The sequence below is a fragment of the Vibrio sp. 1S139 genome, assembly GCF_041439475.1.
Taxonomy (GTDB): Bacteria; Pseudomonadota; Gammaproteobacteria; order Enterobacterales; family Vibrionaceae; genus Vibrio; species Vibrio crassostreae_C.
This window is the reverse complement of the sequence record NZ_JBGOOD010000056.1, coordinates 13,523-30,718: the sequence shown is the minus strand read 5'-3', so window position 1 is coordinate 30,718 and position 17,196 is coordinate 13,523. Positions and strand designations below refer to the sequence as shown.

The following is a 17,196-nucleotide window of genomic DNA, read 5'->3' as shown; positions in this document are numbered from 1 at the left end:
GGGATTATCTGCTAACTGCAGGATCGTTCAAGTCTTCTTAAACGATCGGCATTACATCTACTCGGGTGGGCCTCTTTTTGACCCAGTCCTTCAATTAGGACGAATTTGGTGAAGACAATGACCCAATTTCAAGGTGAACTGCCGTTTGGCAGAGTACGTATCCCCTTTGATGTACCAGCAGGTTCTCACTGCGTAACCATTACTGGTACGACGGTGAAAAAAGGATTCTTATACGCTGCGGCATACGATGCCAACCAAGCATTTCGTGGCAAGGTGTTGTTTGAAAAGGCGCACAAGTCACTCACTATCCAACCGGAAAACTCTGGCTTAGGCGCGATTGATGGTGTGACCCCGCCGGGCGAGTGGTTCTTAGAACTTTATAACCTTGAAGGTGAGTTTCGCACTGAGCGCGCGATGCAGTATCAAGTGGATGTGCTTTGCTCTGATGAGTTAGTGAATAACGATATTGAGCTAGAACTGAACCCAACGGTGACAAGTGAACACGATATCGAGTTCGATTACAGCCACATGCTGAGTTCTGATTCTCGCTGGTATCGTGGCGACTTACACGCTCACACTCAGCTTTCTGATGGTCACAATACCTTGGCTGCGGCTAAAGATATTGTTGAATCTCAAGGGCTCGATTTTTTCTTCTTCACTGAGCACAACATTTGCCAGCCTAAGCTGCCCGTTTCAACACAGTGTTTGTTCTTACCAGCGTTAGAAGTCACAACCGATCTCGGACACTTTAATGTACATGGCCCAGTTAAGTCTTTAGACCTGAGAGACGTTGAACACAGCAGCCAAGCGACCATGGAAGCGGGATTGAGTTTAGCTAAAAGTGGACACAGTTCCCTTGGCATTAATCACCCGATGATGAAGCCGTGGCATTGGCATTACGATCAAGTGGATCTCAGCCAAGTGTCTACGTTTGAAGTGTGCTGCGACCCAACGTGGTCGACCTCGCCAAAAGCGACCGAAGAGGCGTTATTGGTTCTCAATGACATGTGGAATTGTGGCCAACGCATTACGGCGATTGGCGGCAGTGATTCACACCTTGAACCCCATGAACGCAATCCAAAATCGGATGAACCTTCTATCTACGGTGACCCATCAACTTTCGTTTACAGCCATGGTTTGAGCGGCGAAGGCATCTTGTCTGGTTTGCGTAATGGGCAAGTTTACCTAGAGCGCCGCTGTGGCCTGAAGTTTGACATCAACTTAGGCGACTTGCTACCGGGTAATGACTCTCAAGGACAGGCACTTAGTTACCGTATTGCAGTTACTGATTCAGAAAACCCTTACTACGCTGAGTGCGTGGTCGATGGCGAGATTATTGACCGAATCGTTTTGAGTGATGAGCTACAAAGTATCCATATTGATGAAGGCTACCGTTGGTGTCGAGTGGATATCCGTCGTGGAGAACTTTCTTCTGCATTAATCAACAGCCCTCAACCCGTATCTGACGAACGTGAGTTTGAAGGCTGCATCAACGCCGTATTTGACGGCAAACAACCAGAATTTAACCAACCCCTAGTGCGTACTTGGGGAGAACTAATGGAGCGAATGAGCCGTGATGAAGTTTAAGGCGATGTTATTTGATAAAGACGGCACATTGTTAGAGTTCCACAAGATGTGGCTTAACGTTTCTCGTGGTGCTTGTGAGCGTGTGAAATCTTACAGTGACCAACACCAAGGTAATCAAACTGTCACACCTGTTGAGTTACTCTTGGCCATCGGTGTTGAAGGTGATGTGGTTGATAACTATGGACTATTAGCCTCAAATCCAGTGGAAGATACCGCAACAGCGTGGTTCAACATGCTGCAACCGAATGTCTCGCTCACTGAATTCACTAAGGTGACCAAAGCCGCTTTCAATGATGAAGTGGAAGAGAACCCAAGCTGGATTGAAGCCCTGCCGGGTGTGGCTGAAAAGCTTGACCTGTTTAAGCAGCAAGGCATGATTTTAGGTATCGCGACCGCAGACACCAAAGACTCGACCATCTACACACTGGAGCAATCGGGTTTGAGCGAGATGTTCGATTATGTTGGTTATTCTGATGGCGATATCGAACCTAAACCAGCGCCCGCACTACTCAATGCCTTCTGTGAGCAATGCGGTATTGAGCCACATGAAGTGATCATGTTTGGTGACACGGTTTCAGATATGGAATTTGGCCGCAATGCAGGCGCAAGCAATGTCGGTGTTCTGACGGGGACTGCACAACACAGCGAGTTAGAGCCAGTGGCGGATCTGGTTATCGCATCAGTCGCCCATTTTGAGCTCAACCAACTGTAAGAACGTGGCTAAAACGTCCGCGACAGATTGCAAAGATAGTATTTAACGAATTGATTTAAGGACAGGTTATGGCTGAAGTCACACTGAGAGGGGTAGAAAAAACCTACCCAAATGGTTTTAAGGCTGTGCACGGTGTCGATCTGAATATTCGCGAAGGTGAGTTCATGGTGTTTGTTGGGCCGTCTGGCTGCGCAAAATCCACGACACTTCGCATGATCGCAGGCCTTGAAGATATCTCAGAAGGTGATGTCTACATTGGCGATAAGCGTGTAAACGAATTGCCACCTAAAGATCGTGGTATCTCGATGGTGTTTCAGAACTACGCGCTTTATCCGCACATGTCGGTGTACGACAACATGGCTTTTGGCCTGAAGCAACAGAAGCTGCCAAAGCATGAAATCAATGAGCGAATTGAAGATGCAGCCAAGACTCTGGATATTGAACATCTGCTAAATAATAAGCCGGGTGAAATGTCGGGTGGTCAAAGGCAGCGTGTGGCGCTTGGCCGTGCGATGGTGCGTAAGCCAGATGTGTTTTTGTTTGACGAGCCCTTGTCTAACTTGGATGCAAAGCTGCGTGTTTCGACTCGTGTCAGCATTGCACAGCTGCACAATAACCTGAAGCAAGAAGGGCAGAACGCCACCATGATCTATGTGACACACGATCAGGTGGAAGCCATGACCCTTGGCGATCGCATCTGTGTGTTGAATCAAGGTGAGATTATGCAAGTCGATACGCCAATGAACCTTTATCAGTACCCAGCAAACAAGTTTGTCGCAGGCTTTATTGGTTCGCCAGCGATGAATCTTCTCAAGGTGAGATTGGATGAGATTGATGGCGTGATGAACGTGGTCTCTGAAAGTGGGACTCGTTGGACACTGCCACAAGACAAGCAGATTATCGCTCGTGAAAAGATGGGTGAGTGGGTATGGTTTGGTGTTCGTCCAGAGCACATTCAACTGGCTAATCACGATGCGCCGCTGGCGGAAGTGAATACTCAAACGCACAGGCTTGATGTGGTTGAGTCGATGGGTAATGAGCTGTATCTCTACTTTAAACTCGGTGCAGATAAGCTGGTGGCTCGCGTGCCTTTTGATGCGGATCGCACGGCAAACAGTGGTGAAGAAACGGTGCTGCATTTCAACACCAGCCAATGTCACCTGTTCGATTTAGAAACCGAAGAGACGCTCGATCCTAAGAGCTGATTCTGTTGATCCTACGAGTTGTTTTGTAAAAAGAAATCCCCATTCGTTGACTAGACGAATGGGGATTTTAGTTACTAGGGGTAGTTACTTTATCAATAGTGAACATTCACTAATTTATTGATTATTTAGATAACCTTTGGTTTTAAATAATCTTAGGTTTTAGATAGCCACCATAGTCGCGGCTTTCTTCATTGCTTCCTTGGTTGAACACTCAATCACGTTCGCGTTAGCAAAGCGGTGAGCGTCTTTCACTTGAATATCGTGAGCCAAGATAACCAGCTTCGCGTTCGCCACATCTAGGTCGGTGATGCGGTTCTGAATACCGTTTTGACCTTGAGTTTCTACTTTGATTTTCAGACCCGCTGCCGCACCTGCTTTTTCTAGTGCTTTCGCCGCCATGAAGGTGTGTGCAACACCAGAAGGGCAACATGTTACAGCTACGATGTCGTACTCGCCTTCGCCTGCTGCAGGAGCGGCTTGAGCTTGTACTGGCGCTTCAACCATGTCTTCTTCTGTTTCTACCGCTACCGGTTTCCAGAAGCCTACGATAACGGCTGTGGTTAGCGAGCCAAGCGCAATACCGACGACGTACATTGGAATGTTGCTTGATACTGGCGCAGTGATTAGGCCGCCCCACGGTGCGTGCAGTAGAACGTCTGTCATGAAGCCGAATACACAGCCCACGATACCACCGGCAACGATTGAAGGAAGTACGCGCATTGGGTCATTTGCTGCGAACGGGATAGCACCTTCAGAGATACCGATAGAACCCATGATTGCTGCCGCTTTACCTGCTTCTTGCTCTTGTTTAGAGAACTTGTTTTTGAATAGGAAAGTCGCCAGAGCCATACCTAGAGGTGGAGTACAAATCGCGATGCCAACGCCGCCCATTAGCCAAGGTTGTGTGTCTACTTGAGTTTGAGCAAATAGGGTCGCTACTTTGTTGATAGGGCCGCCCATATCAAACGCCGTCATACCACCAAGGAGCGTGCCCAGAACCATCTTAGATGCGCCAGCCATTGAAGCTAGGAACTCGTTCATTGAAGACATGAACAGTTTGATTGGCTCACCGATGCCCCACAGTACGATACCTGCAGAGATTAACGTACCTAGAAGCGGGTAGATGAAGTAAGCACCCAGCGCGGTCATGTTGGTAGACAGCGGGATCTTCTTAAGTTGAAGCACCACACCACCGGCAATAAAGCCTGCCACGATACAGCCAAGGAAGCCGCCGCCCATGTCTGCCATGATGCCAGAAGAGATCATCGCTGGCGCTAGTGCTGGTTTATCTGCAATTGAGTAACCAATAAAGCCGCCAAGAATGATTGGGAAAAGAACAAGGCCTTTGATACCGATGTTAGAGATGTCTGCTAGTAAGCCGTCTGCTGGAACCGCACCTTTGCCTGATGCCATGACCGCTAAAGCCAGCAGAACACCACCGGCTACGATAAAAGGCAGCATGTGTGAGGTTCCGAAAAGCAGGTGACCTTTCATGGTACTAAGGGTTTTTTTATAGTCGCTACTACTATTCTTATTATTAGAATTGCTACTGGTATTCGTAGCTTGATTTGCTAGGGTGCTCATAATTTTCTACGCCTTATGAATTAATTAAAATATTAAGGATTTGATGTTCATCTTTTGCGTTATGGATATTTTTAATAAATTCATCACTGAATTTTCCAAATAGTTCTTGTAGTACATAAATATGATGGTCAGCACCGTTGTCGGGTGAGGCAATCATAAAAAATACGGTTGGATTGATGTCGTCTTCATCGCCATAATCAATACCTTTACGCTTAACACCGACAGCGATTGCTGGCTCAGTTACCGCCTTGCTTTTTGAGTGTGGGTAAGCGATGCCGTCCATTGAGGTAATGCTTTGATATTCACGAATTTCAATGTCTGCCAAGAAGGCTTCTTTATTACTGATTCGGTTGTTTTCAAATAACATGCTTGCCAATTCTTCAAACAGTTCTTTTTTATTATTCGCTTGAAGGTTGTTATTAATTAAGTTGACGTTAGTTAGCTGTGTGACCATTTATTAACTCATTCACTATTGAAGTTCTTGAATTAAAATTAATGGATTAACGGCATTCGCGAAATAGCAAATAAAAGCCCTTCACTGTACATTTGTACCAAGCAAAATTAAGTGTGATTTGCATCATTCATCCAGTGTGAGATGAGTCATATTTAATGGTGTACTTCGGTGTTGAAATAACTTTCTGTAGGAAGAAAAATGCCCCGCAAAGCAGGGCATGATCAGTGTTTGTATCTACTCGGGAGAGCTAGCTGTAAGCACGCGCCACGCGTCCAACGCAATCGAGTTTGTAACTCTCAGCGTAAGCGGGAATGAACACCGATTGGCCTTTCTCTATTACGCAGGTTTCACCACATTGATGGGTTAGCACCATGGATTCATCGAGTGGCAGTAGGATCTCGGCACCTTCGGTAGTGATCTTCCTCTGATGTGAGTTTTGCACGATAGAGAACTTAAAATCTTCGACTGGAATTTGATATTCCATCACATCACCTTGCTCAATCGGGCTGAGCAGTAATCTATCCGCAGGCTTTTCATTGAATTGAGTACAAGAGACTAATTCATTGATATCCATGTACTTAGGCGTCAACCCAGCGCGGAGTACATTGTCTGAATTCGCCATCACTTCTAAGCCCGTACCTTTAATGTAAGCGTGAGGTGTCTCGGCATCCAGATACATGGCTTGTCCGGGCTTTAAGGTGAGCACGTTCAATAGCAGCGGAGCAAACAGGCCGACATCCCCTGGATACTGCTGTTCTAATTCTGAAATCAACTGGAACACGGGTGCATCAGAAAGCTTGGCCTTCATCAGTAGCATGGTTAACGCCATGCCTTTTTGCTCACCTTCCAGAGACAACAAGCTTGCAAAAAAACAGGCTAAGCCATTGGGTGTTTGATCGCCCGCGAGATCGTTTACCATCGAATGTAACTCAGGAATGTCGAGGTAATGAAAATGCTCAAGGATCTCACTGATCGACCTAAAGCCATTCATTGCTGTGTAGTCGGTTAGGGCATACACCAGTTCTGGCTTGTGATTAGGATCCTTGTAGTTACGATTGCCTGCGCTCATCGGAATACCTTGCTGCTCTTCAAGAGCATAGCCAGATTCCGCTTGCTGCTTGTTTGGGTGGACTTGAACAGACAGTGCCTTCTCCGCAGCTAACACCTTGAATAGGTAAGGCAGCTCGCCAAAACGACTTGCAACTTTCTCGCTTAAAAACAGGTTTAGGTTCTTAGAGATCAAGCTCGATAATGTGGTCTGCTGCCCGTTGTCGTTCACCATTGAGCAACCATTAGGGTGAGCGCCCATCCAGATCTCCGCTTGCGGCTCACCAGACTGGTTATCTATGCCAAACAGTTGGCTGAACGAAGAAGGGCTACCCCATGCGTAGTTCTGAATCACGTTAGTCATAGGGTAGAAAAAACGTTGGACGAACGAATCGTTCGCTAAAGAAAAATCAGACATCGAAATCACCATGAAGGGAAACATGGCTTGAGCTCTACTCGGCTTAATGAAATGCGAGACTAGAGTGGGCTCAAGCCATTGGAGTTGAAATGGCTTAAGCCGCTGCTGTTGCTAGCTTGGCTTTGCGTAGATTTTTAAGTGCGATACAAGTAACCGCAGTTACGCCTGCACCAGACGCCATGCACAACAGTGCTAGCAGTGGGTAGTTCATTGCGCCAAGTAGAGCGACCACTGGACCACCGTGAGCAACACTGTTGGTGATACCAAACGAGAACGCCATTACCGCAGCAGTCATTGAACCAAGCACGTTGGCAGGGATAACCGACATCGGATCTTGAGCCGCGAAAGGAATCGCGCCTTCAGAGATACCCACTAAGCCCATCGCGCCTGCAGCTTTACCTGCTTCAATTTCAGAAGATTCGAACAGGTCGAACTTACGGCCAAGTCTGGTTGCGATAGCCATACCCAGTGGAGCCACAGGAATTGCACACGCCATTGCACCCATGAACTGAGTTTGACCGCTGGCAATCATGCCGACCGAGAATAGGAACGCCACCTTGTTGAATGGACCGCCCATATCGAAACCGGCCATGCCACCCAATACGATGCCAAGCAAAACCACGTTGCCTGTACTCATGCTCGTTAGCAGTGCAGTAAGAGCGTCCATCAGCCCAGCGATAGGTGCACCGATAACAAAGATGAATAGACCCGCGATGAATAGAGAACCTGTGATCGGAGCGATCATGATAGGCACAAGCGGTTGAACGAATTTGTGGTAGTTAAACGAGGTAATCCATTTAACGAAGTAGCCTACTAATAGGCCAGCGATGATTGCACCAATGAAGCCTGTACCCGCGTCAGCGCCATAGAAAGAGCAGTTGTTAGCAATCCAACCACCGATAAGGCCAGGGGTTAGGGCAGGGCGGTCAGCAATCGCGTAAGCAATGTAGCCAGCCAAGATTGGGATCATCAATGTGAAGGCAACCACACCGACTTCTAGAATTTGGTTCCACATGCTGCCAGCAGGAATCGCCATGCCAGACTCGCTTGGCTCGCCGCCAATAGCCAGTGCAAGCGCAATCAAAAGGCCGCCCGTCACCACGAATGGGATCATGTGTGATACGCCATTCATCAAGTAACGGTAAAGGTCTGAACGTGCTTGTGAGGCTTTCTCTGCAACAGATTGGTTGGTAGGTGCTTGTTCTGCTTGATAGCTTGACGCGTTGAGTGCTTGCTTAATCAAGCCTTGCGCATCTTTGATTGGTGCTTTTACGTTGGTGCTGATAACGCGTTTTCCGGCAAAGCGAGCCATGTCGACCTGTTTGTCACAAGCGACCACAATCGCATCTGCGCGTTCGATCTCTTCTTGAGTCGGGCTGTTCTTTACACCAATAGAACCGTTGGTTTCGACCTTGATGTCGTAACCAAGAGCCGCCGCGCCTTTCTCTAGCGCTTCGGCGGCTAAATAAGTGTGTGCAACGCCAGCTGGGCAGCCTGTCACACCAATGATGAAGCCTTGTTTTTCAACGTTGTTTTCCGTTTCTGAAGGCTCAGGTTTGCTAAGCAGTAGCTCTAATGCCGCTTGTTCAGATTGAGCATTCATGAAGTTTTCAATGAAACCTTCTTCAATCAATTTTGAAGAAAGCTCTGCCAGTACTTCGATGTGGTGATTATCGCCGCCATCAGGAGAGGCAATCATGAAGAACAGTTTTGATGGCTGGCCGTCATCGGCGCCGTACTCGATACCCTGTTGATGGACACCGATAACAACCGCGGGTTTGATCACCGCAGCGCTTTTTGCGTGTGGCAGTGCGATGCCCTCTTCAAACCCAGTATTACCTTGTTCTTCACGAGCCTTAATGTCGGCAAGAAACTGTACTTTGTCTGAGATTCTGCCTTGTGCGTAAAGCACGTCTATCAGCTCTTTAAATACGTCTTCTTTTGAATTAGCGCTAAGCGAAAGCTTAATCAAATTTTGATTGATCAATGTCGTGATCATAATGAACCCCTACTCTGTTTTTATTTTGTTAGGGGTATTCTGGAATCTACGGCTTGCCTTCTGTAGTGAAGAAAAAATGCATTTACTGGATGATTGTTGCGTTATAAGTGGAGTGTGATTTTGATCGGTCGAACGGGCGTTTTTAGCCCTGTGTTGACAAGATTTGTCGTGCTTTAAAGCTTTTATTTATAAGGGCTACAGCGTGTTTTGTTATCTGGGAAATTACGTGCCTAATCGATTTCTCCACTGGAGATTTATTTCTAAGACTGGATTTTTGTAACCTAGATCTCAAATTGTGATTTTGCTCAATAGCGCTATGTTTCAGTTACAGGTATATCTATTCCGGTAGCCTTATTGCTGCTTATAAGAGTTCGAATAATGATATTTCATGACTTAATCTCGTCGGTGTTAAATGAGCGAGAACCGTTTCATAACATCTGGTTTGCTGGAGATTTTCATACACCTTCAGCGTGCAGTTATCAGGTGAACTTTCCGCGCTTAGAGCTGGTGCTAAACGGAGAGTATATTAATGAAATGGAGAGTCATGATCGCAAGATCACCAATGTTGTTGCGAAAGCAGGGGATGCGATTTTCATCCCGCCTAACTGTTGGAACAAGCCGAACTGGGATACTGATTGTTCGGTACTGAGTATGTTGTTTGGGCGTCGTCAGCTTGGTTTAAGCTTGGTGAGCAAGCGCAAAGGGGAAGAGAGCTTCTACGATATCCAAAAGCATAGTATTCAGACTCGCTCTGGCTTTGCGATTGATAATATTTTGGAGGCGCTCAGCTCGTTAGCGCGCGAGAGCAACAAGCAGCCGATGGATGAATTATTGCTGCAAGCGTTGCTTCAATACAGCAAGACGATGCTGGATGCGCCTGTCGAGAAGTCTCACAGCCGCGTACAGGATGTGTATCAAGGGATCTGTATCTATATCCAAGAGAATTTCCACCGCCAGATCACGCGAGACAGCATCGCTTTGCGCTTTAGTATTTCATCCAACCATTTGTCGCGAATGTTTCGTCAACAAGGCCACATGACGCTGGCTGAATACATTACACGTGTGCGAATCGACCGCGCCAAGTTCATGCTCAAGAAATACAATTTCAAGCTCAATGAAGTGTCGGTACGTTGTGGCTTTAAGGATGTGAATTACTTCTGCCGAGTATTCAAAAACCGCACCGGAAGAACCCCGACTGAATATCGTGGTTCAATCTAATATCCCTTCAAATTGCCATTTTTGACCAGAGCTTATACGACCGAAATTTGTATGACTAGATCACCACAGTGAGCTCTGTGTTGTGGTGATCAATTTGCTTTGTGTTTTCCTCTGCTGTTTATTTCTATACCTTATTTCCAAACCTATCTTTAGGCACGTTCTCTATTTATCCCGTTTCACTAAATAAACCCAATTAATAACATTAAGGCTTCGCTTTGCGAGTTGCTTATTGTTTTTCGTTGCCTATTTATTGAATTAAACGTGTGAGAGTTGATGTATTAACGCGATGCATTTAATGGATGATAAGTAAATTAAAAACCACTTATCGAGACGATAAAATCTTGTTGTTGTTGTCCGGCTTACTGATTTAAATGTTTTTAAGTTATTGATTTTAAATGCTTACTTCGCTTCGGCTTATTCTTTGTTTACTAACGTGTAATTCATGTCTCGAAATCAAATATTCAGGTTTATACGCCCCATCACAACCTTGACTTATAATACTACAAATTAAAAATTCTATAGATAATATGATCTTCAGATATTCATCATAAAGAAGACTTATACATGGAACTCAATACTCTGATCGTAGGAATTTATTTCCTTTTCCTTATAGCAATAGGTTGGATGTTTAGAACGTTCACCAGTACAACCAGTGATTATTTCCGCGGGGGCGGTAACATGCTTTGGTGGATGGTTGGCGCGACTGCGTTTATGACACAGTTCAGTGCTTGGACCTTCACTGGCGCAGCGGGTAAAGCGTATGCCGATGGTATGGCTGTCGCGGTTATCTTCTTAGCGAACGCATTTGGTTACCTGATGAACTACCTGTACTTCGCTCCGAAATTCCGTCAACTGCGTGTGGTAACGCCAATTGACGCGATTCGTATGCGTTTTGGTAGCTTCAACGAACAAGTATTTACTTGGTCTGGCATGCCGAACAGTATTGTTTCTGCAGGTATCTGGCTGAACGGTTTGGCGATCATCGCATCGGGCATCTTTGGCTTCGACATGACAACCACCATCGTTCTAACCGGCCTTGTTGTACTAGTGATGTCGGTAACGGGCGGTTCATGGGCGGTTATCGCGTCTGACTTCATGCAGATGGTTATCATCATGGCAGTAACCGTAACGTGTGCTGCAGTGGCTATCGTACAAGGTGGTGGCGTTACTGAAATCATCAACGATTTCCCTGTAGCAGAAGGCGCATCATTCGTTTCTGGTAACAATCTGAACTACGTAAGCATCTTCGGAATTTTGGCATTCTTCATCTTCTTCAAACAGTTCAGTATCACCAACAACATGTTGAACTCTTACCGTTACCTAGCGGCAAAAGACTCAAAGAACGCGAAGAAAGCGGCACTGTTGGCATGTATTCTGATGACCATCGGTCCAATCATTTGGTTCATGCCACCTTGGTTCGTTGCAGGACAAGGCGTTGACCTTGCAGCACATTACCCAGACGCAGGCTCTAAAGCAGGCGACTTCGCTTACCTTTACTTCGTAGAGCAATACATGCCAGCGGGTATGGTGGGGCTTCTAATCGCAGCGATGTTTGCGGCAACTATGTCTTCTATGGACTCAGGCTTAAACCGTAACTCTGGAATCTTTGTAATCAACTTCTATCAACCGATTCTTCGTCCAAACGCGACAGAGAAAGAGCTGATGATTGTGTCTAAGTTGATGTCTACCTTCTTCGGTCTAGCTATCATCCTTATCGCGCTGTTTATCAATTCGCTAAAAGGCTTGAGCTTGTTCGACACCATGATGTACGTGGGTGCACTTATTGGCTTCCCAATGACCATTCCAGCATTCTGTGGCTTCTTCCTTAAGAAGACTCCGGACTGGGCAGGTTGGGGTACGCTAGTGGTCGGTGCGATTGTGTCTTACATCGTTGGTTTCGTGATTACCGCTGAAATGCTACAAAACTTGTTCAACCTAGAGCCTCTAACAGGCCGCGAATGGTCTGACTTGAAAGTTGCAGTAGGTCTGATTGCGCACCTAGTGTTTACTGGCGGCTTCTTTGTTCTTTCGACATTGTTCTACAAACCACTAGAAGCGTCTCGTCAGAAAGATGTTGATACCTTCTTCAACAACCTTGCGACACCATTGGTTTCTGAATCAACAGCACAGAAGAAACTGGACAACAAACAACGTCACATGCTGGGCTCACTGATCGCAGTGTCTGGTGTGGCAGTGATGGCGATGTTTGCTCTACCGAACCCATTCTGGGGAAGAATGATGTTCGTACTGTGTGGCGGTATCGTATTCGTAGTTGGTTTGCTGTTGGTGAAAGCTGTAGACGACTCGGTTGAGGATGCGAAACAAGCGAAAAAAACAGCTTAAGTTAGCTAACCAGTTAAACAAGTAATTAAACATAAAACGGCTGAGCTCTAATGCTCAGCCGTTTTTTATTGTATGAGAAAATGAGCTTATAACGATTGGATAGGTGTCACAACAGGGGATTAATGGATGCTTTGAGTTTGACCAGAAGAGATGAATTAGATAAGGCGTGACGAGATGTACATCAACAAGGCTTGTAGGTCGACACTGCTTCGAGTCTTTTGCAGACGTTCATTGACCTGATCGTGAAGCAGGTTTCGAGTTAGGTTGGTCGCCGCGACAATGTGCTCACGCTGTGGCTTGGTTGGCAGAACAAGAGCAATGGCCACATGCACTTCGCCGATACGTGATGCCCAGTCAATTGGGTCGTCACTGACGATAACCGCAATCGAGAGATCTTGAGTCGATTCAAACATTACATGCGGCAGTGCAATACCCGGTGACACGCAGGTTGAAGAGCGTTCTTCTCGCTTAATAAATGCCAGAATCAATTCATCTGGGTCTTCTGGGTAAACAAGGTGAGCGAGCCCTTTCAAGCACTCAAATTTGGTCAGTTGGGTTTGCGCCTTAGCGTGGTGCCATTTGATATCACAAGGTGGGCATATTTGTGGCATTCGCTGAATTAGATCGCTAGAGAACTCATGGCTCACCTGTGAGCCAACCATGTCGTAATGCTCTGCAATTATGTCTTTGAGAACGAAACAGGCAAGCTCCGCATCAATACCGACCGCGGTTATCTGGCACAAATCACCACGAAGTAAACCTACTTGCAGCATCGCGACGGATTTGGAGAGATCAGCGGTTCGATTTTGAGTGATGTTGATAATGCGGATGTTGCTTTTGAATTTCTTCGCTAAGCGAGTCAGCGGCTGCGCGACATGTGAGTTCGCGGCAGGATCGTTAACGAAGAAGGTGATCTGGTATTCGTTCATGAAAAGTTTAAGTTCGACAATGCTTAATAAAGACTTTATCGATACTCAACAATACCTCTTCCATGGGAATGAATACGGTTTTAGCTGGGTCAAATCGGTTTGGTTGTTCGATGTCGATATCAGAGACGATCAACACTTTGTCTGCGAGGGTAATATCTTGGGCGGTCAGTAAGTTTTCAATACCCATAGCGCCTTGCGTCTCAACCTTGATTGAAACGTTGAACTTAGGGGCTGTTTTATTTAGAGCATCAGCTGCCATATAGGTGTGCGCAATGCCTGTAGGGCACGCAGTTACCGCTACAATTCTCATTATTATTCTCGGCTTAATCTCGTCCCTGTTACGTTACATAAGCTACCTTTCACAAGCTACCTTGCAAAAGCTATCTTGTATGGGAACTTCAGTATAGAAAGCTCGCATAGAGGAGGGACGATATGTTTATGGGTTCTGGGGATTTTATGGATTGCCGTTTTTTATTCCAAGGTGAAAGTCACACTCTGAGCTCTTGGTTACAATAATCCAGTTAATGCACCTTTCGTCCTATATATTGAGTGCCTTCACACCGTTAATCTTTTCATCTTATTAACCTTATTCCTAGGTTAACAGACACTAATTACTTCAGTCTGAATGCAGGCGAGGCAGAGCAACATATGGATATCACCAATATTATCGAGCCCGAGATTATCTGCTTGGAACTACAAGCAGACTCAAAACAGGCGGTATTTGAAGAGCTTGTTGAACTGCTCGACCGTGCCGGTAAGCTCTCCAATAAACGTGAATTCCTTGATGATATCTGGAAACGTGAAGCCATCGGTAATACAGGCTTTGACGATGGCATTGCGATTCCACACGCGAAAAGTACTGCCGTAGCTAAACCTGCTGTGGCGGTAGGTATCAGCCGTTCTGGCATCGATTATGGCGCAGACGGCGGCGAGCTGTCGGATGTGTTCTTTATGCTCGCTTCTCCCGATAACCACGACGACCACCATATCGAGGTACTAGCTCAGATTTCGACCAGACTTATCGAAGATGGCTTTGTTACAAAATTAAAGGCGGTGGAGTCGGTCGAGGAAGCTCAAGAGCTATTTCTCGAAGCCAATTTAGAATCGTTCGATAGTTACGCCTCTAGCCATCATGAAGTGTATGTCGAGCCACTCAGCCCTTGGGCACAATCTCTTAATCGCCTTAAAGAACACTTGTTATACGGCACCTCACACATGATTCCATTCGTGGTCGCGGGTGGTGTGCTTTTGTCTTTGTCGGTAATGATGTCGGGTCATGGCGCTGTGCCTGAGAGCGGCGTTCTGGCTGACATCGCGCAAATGGGCATCGCGGGGCTAACCCTGTTTACTGCGGTACTCGGTGGTTACATCGCGTATTCGATGGCTGACAAACCGGGTTTAGCGCCCGGAATGATCGGCTCTTGGGTCGCGGTCAATCAATACAACACCGGATTCCTCGGTGCGATAGTGGTCGGCTTTTTTGCGGGCTTTGTGGTTAATCTACTTAAGAAGATCAAGCTGCCAGACAGCATGATCTCGCTGAGCTCTATCTTCATCTATCCGCTTGTCGGCACGTTTGTTACCTGTGGGGCTGTGATGTGGGTGATTGGTGCCCCCATTGCGCAGGTGATGCTTGAGATGAACCAAATGCTGACTGGCATGGCAGGCTCAGGAAAAATGGTGCTCGGCAGTATTTTAGGCGCGATGACGGCCTTTGATATGGGCGGCCCGATCAACAAGGTCGCTACACTGTTTGCTCAAACGCAGGTGAATACTCAGCCATGGTTGATGGGCGGCGTCGGGATAGCAATTTGTACACCGCCACTTGGCATGGCATTGGCGACTTTCATATCGCCGAAGAAGTTTAAACGAGACGAACGCGAAGCCGGAAAAGCAGCGGGAATCATGGGAATGATCGGCATCAGTGAAGGTGCGATTCCCTTTGCAGCCGCCGACCCTGCTCGTGTTCTGCCTGCTGTCGTGGCTGGTGGTATTGTCGGTAATGTGGTTGGCTTTATGTTTCATGTGGTTAACCATGCGCCATGGGGTGGTTGGATTGTGCTGCCTGTGGTAGATGGCAAGATTGGCTACATCATTGGCACACTCGCGGGAGCACTAACAACAGCTTTAATTGTGATACTGCTGAAAAAGAATGTGGTCGAAGGTGAGGCTCACTCTAACCAGTTTGCGGGTTGTTCGGTGACAGAAGAAGGGCAAGCGGATGTACTTGCGATCACGTCTTGTCCATCTGGTGTTGCCCACACTTTCCTAGCGGCTAAGTCTTTGGAAAAGGCGGCGCATCATCTTGGGGTTCGGATTAAAGTCGAAACACAAGGTGCCAACGGGATAGGTAATCGCATTACACAAAAAGACATTGAAAGGGCAAGGTTGGTGATCTTCGCTCACGATGTGGCGATTAAGGAAGTCGAGCGCTTTGCGAATGTCAAAACGTTAGATGTCATCACCAAAGAGGCGATGCTTAATGCGCAGGCGTTGATCATGAGAAAGGTGTAATCCTTAGACCGCACAGTTTATCGGCTCCAAACTAAAAAGACTCCGCTCTAGACCTGTTAAGGTGAAAGTGGAGTCTTTTTGTATTGTGCTCAATCTAACAGGTCAGACGCTAAAAAGGGTGGTATTTAAATACGTCTTCAACCATTGAATTGAGTAAATCGATATCGTCACAGGTTTTTGCGTAGGTACGCAAGCCGGCGATTTGAACCTGAACATGTCGAGCAAGTTGAGCCGGTTCTCGCTCTTTGCTTATCTCACCTAGCTCTTGTGCTTCCGCAATCACTTTAGCAAATTCACCTTCCACGATCTTTAGTGATTTCTTTGCTTCTTCCAATAATTCTGAATGTTCATCAGTGAGTTCAGCAACCGTTTTTGCCAGCATACACATGCCATTTGGCGAACTTTGTTTTGATTCGACAACCGCACGTTTCACGAAATTTTCGAGCGCTTTGATTGGAGAATCCGTTTCGCTGCGGAAGCGGTTCAGATTGAGGATGCCAAGTTCGGTATAGCGAGCAAGAGTTTCCTTAAACAGTCCTTCTTTGCTGCCAAAAGTCGCGTAGATGCTTCCCGGGCGCATATCAATCACGTCCTGTAGGTTACGCATAGATGTTGCGTGAAAGCCTTTTTCCCAATACAGGTTAGTTGCTTTGTCTACTACATCTTGTCTATCGAACTTTGCCGTTTTAGCCATAACATCTACTTCATTAAACTGAACATATGTTCAATATTTTATGCTGAACGCTCGTTCTAGTAAAGGTGTGTTTAGCTGCTTTGCGCAGGCTTAGAACATCAAAGAGTTAATAAAACATCCAGATCATCAGGAAATAATCTTAATCATCAATAACTTCTACGGTCTTGTGCTGAGCGCCGTAGTAGGTGCCTTCATCGATGGTGTACATCAATGTTGCTTCGCACTCTGGACAATCGAATTCCTCATTGGGTTCAATAGCCGCTTCTTCTACCCATTCCCAACCGATATGTTCTTCGCAAGCGGGACAGTCCATAAAATATCTCTCAGTTATTGTCGCATATTTATTGCGAATCTCTACTTTAATAATTCGGCATTATACATATTTAGTTAACGAGGAATAGACAGTTAATCAGCGCAGAATAGGGAGTTGATTAGTTGTGAATCAATCGCTGGTGAGCGTTGAATCTATAGTTAGTTCTGAATAGATTGTTT

The 17,196-nt window shown here is 46.4% G+C and carries 14 protein-coding genes; 6 read left to right on the top strand and 8 right to left on the bottom strand.

Going from position 1 to position 17,196, the window contains the following annotated elements:
• Positions 1–117 precede the first annotated feature (117 nt).
• The 3 genes from ACED46_RS16925 (at position 118) to ACED46_RS16915 (ending at position 3,504) form a co-directional block, all read left to right on the top strand.
• On the top strand, positions 118–1,587 hold the full coding sequence (locus ACED46_RS16925; RefSeq protein WP_371721971.1) for a CehA/McbA family metallohydrolase: 1,470 nt from the start codon (positions 118–120) through the stop codon (positions 1,585–1,587).
• Positions 1,577–2,299, top strand: a complete 723-nt coding sequence (locus ACED46_RS16920; protein ID WP_371721972.1) for an HAD family hydrolase — start codon at positions 1,577–1,579, stop codon at positions 2,297–2,299. The genes ACED46_RS16925 and ACED46_RS16920 overlap by 11 nt, the downstream gene beginning before the upstream one ends.
• A 68-nt stretch (positions 2,300–2,367) precedes the next feature.
• Complete coding sequence (locus tag ACED46_RS16915) at positions 2,368–3,504, top strand: ABC transporter ATP-binding protein (RefSeq protein WP_136982601.1); 1,137 nt, start codon at positions 2,368–2,370, stop codon at positions 3,502–3,504.
• A 159-nt stretch (positions 3,505–3,663) separates the two neighbouring features.
• Here the strand turns inward: ACED46_RS16915 and ACED46_RS16910 are convergent, their stop codons facing one another.
• From ACED46_RS16910 to ACED46_RS16895, 4 genes are all read right to left on the bottom strand, one after another.
• Entirely contained in the window at positions 3,664–5,088 is a 1,425-nt protein-coding gene (locus ACED46_RS16910) for a fructose-specific PTS transporter subunit EIIC (RefSeq protein WP_371721970.1), read from the bottom strand.
• Positions 5,089–5,101: 13 nt separating this feature from the next.
• The gene (locus ACED46_RS16905) at positions 5,102–5,542 is read right to left on the bottom strand and encodes a PTS sugar transporter subunit IIA (RefSeq protein ID WP_371721969.1); all 441 of its coding nucleotides are present in this window, start codon (positions 5,540–5,542) and stop codon (positions 5,102–5,104) included.
• 247 nt (positions 5,543–5,789) lie between these two features.
• Positions 5,790–7,007, bottom strand: a complete 1,218-nt coding sequence (gene manA, locus ACED46_RS16900; RefSeq protein ID WP_371721968.1) for a mannose-6-phosphate isomerase, class I — start codon at positions 7,005–7,007, stop codon at positions 5,790–5,792.
• A gap of 94 nt (positions 7,008–7,101) precedes the next feature.
• Positions 7,102–9,006 carry a fructose-specific PTS transporter subunit EIIC gene (locus ACED46_RS16895; protein WP_371721967.1) on the bottom strand — a complete coding sequence of 635 codons (1,905 nt, stop codon included), beginning with the start codon at positions 9,004–9,006 and terminating at the stop codon, positions 7,102–7,104.
• Between the two features lie 378 nt (positions 9,007–9,384).
• Here ACED46_RS16895 and ACED46_RS16890 point away from each other — a divergent pair, with 378 nt between their 5' ends.
• Together ACED46_RS16890 and ACED46_RS16885 are read left to right on the top strand one after the other, a co-directional pair.
• On the top strand, positions 9,385–10,224 hold the full coding sequence (locus ACED46_RS16890) for a helix-turn-helix transcriptional regulator (RefSeq protein ID WP_371721966.1): 840 nt from the start codon (positions 9,385–9,387) through the stop codon (positions 10,222–10,224).
• Between the two features lie 564 nt (positions 10,225–10,788).
• Entirely contained in the window at positions 10,789–12,567 is a 1,779-nt protein-coding gene (locus ACED46_RS16885; RefSeq protein ID WP_371721965.1) for a transporter, read from the top strand.
• Between the two features lie 155 nt (positions 12,568–12,722).
• On the opposite strand, the gene ACED46_RS16880 is transcribed toward ACED46_RS16885, so the two are convergent.
• On the bottom strand, positions 12,723–13,496 hold the full coding sequence (locus ACED46_RS16880; protein WP_017064943.1) for a PTS sugar transporter subunit IIA: 774 nt from the start codon (positions 13,494–13,496) through the stop codon (positions 12,723–12,725).
• A gap of 7 nt (positions 13,497–13,503) precedes the next feature.
• Entirely contained in the window at positions 13,504–13,806 is a 303-nt protein-coding gene (locus ACED46_RS16875; protein ID WP_371721964.1) for a PTS fructose transporter subunit IIB, read from the bottom strand.
• A 338-nt stretch (positions 13,807–14,144) separates the two neighbouring features.
• On the opposite strand from ACED46_RS16875, the gene ACED46_RS16870 reads away from it, so the two are divergent.
• Positions 14,145–16,010: a fructose-specific PTS transporter subunit EIIC gene (locus ACED46_RS16870; protein ID WP_371721963.1), complete on the top strand. Its 1,866-nt coding sequence runs from the start codon at positions 14,145–14,147 to the stop codon at positions 16,008–16,010.
• A gap of 109 nt (positions 16,011–16,119) precedes the next feature.
• Here ACED46_RS16870 and ACED46_RS16865 read toward each other — a convergent pair whose 3' ends face one another.
• Complete coding sequence (locus ACED46_RS16865; RefSeq protein ID WP_371721962.1) at positions 16,120–16,704, bottom strand: TetR/AcrR family transcriptional regulator; 585 nt, start codon at positions 16,702–16,704, stop codon at positions 16,120–16,122.
• A gap of 139 nt (positions 16,705–16,843) precedes the next feature.
• Positions 16,844–17,017 (bottom strand): hypothetical protein, encoded by a 174-nt coding sequence (locus ACED46_RS16860; protein ID WP_017061661.1) that lies wholly within the window; start codon positions 17,015–17,017, stop codon positions 16,844–16,846.
• Positions 17,018–17,196 lie beyond the last annotated feature (179 nt).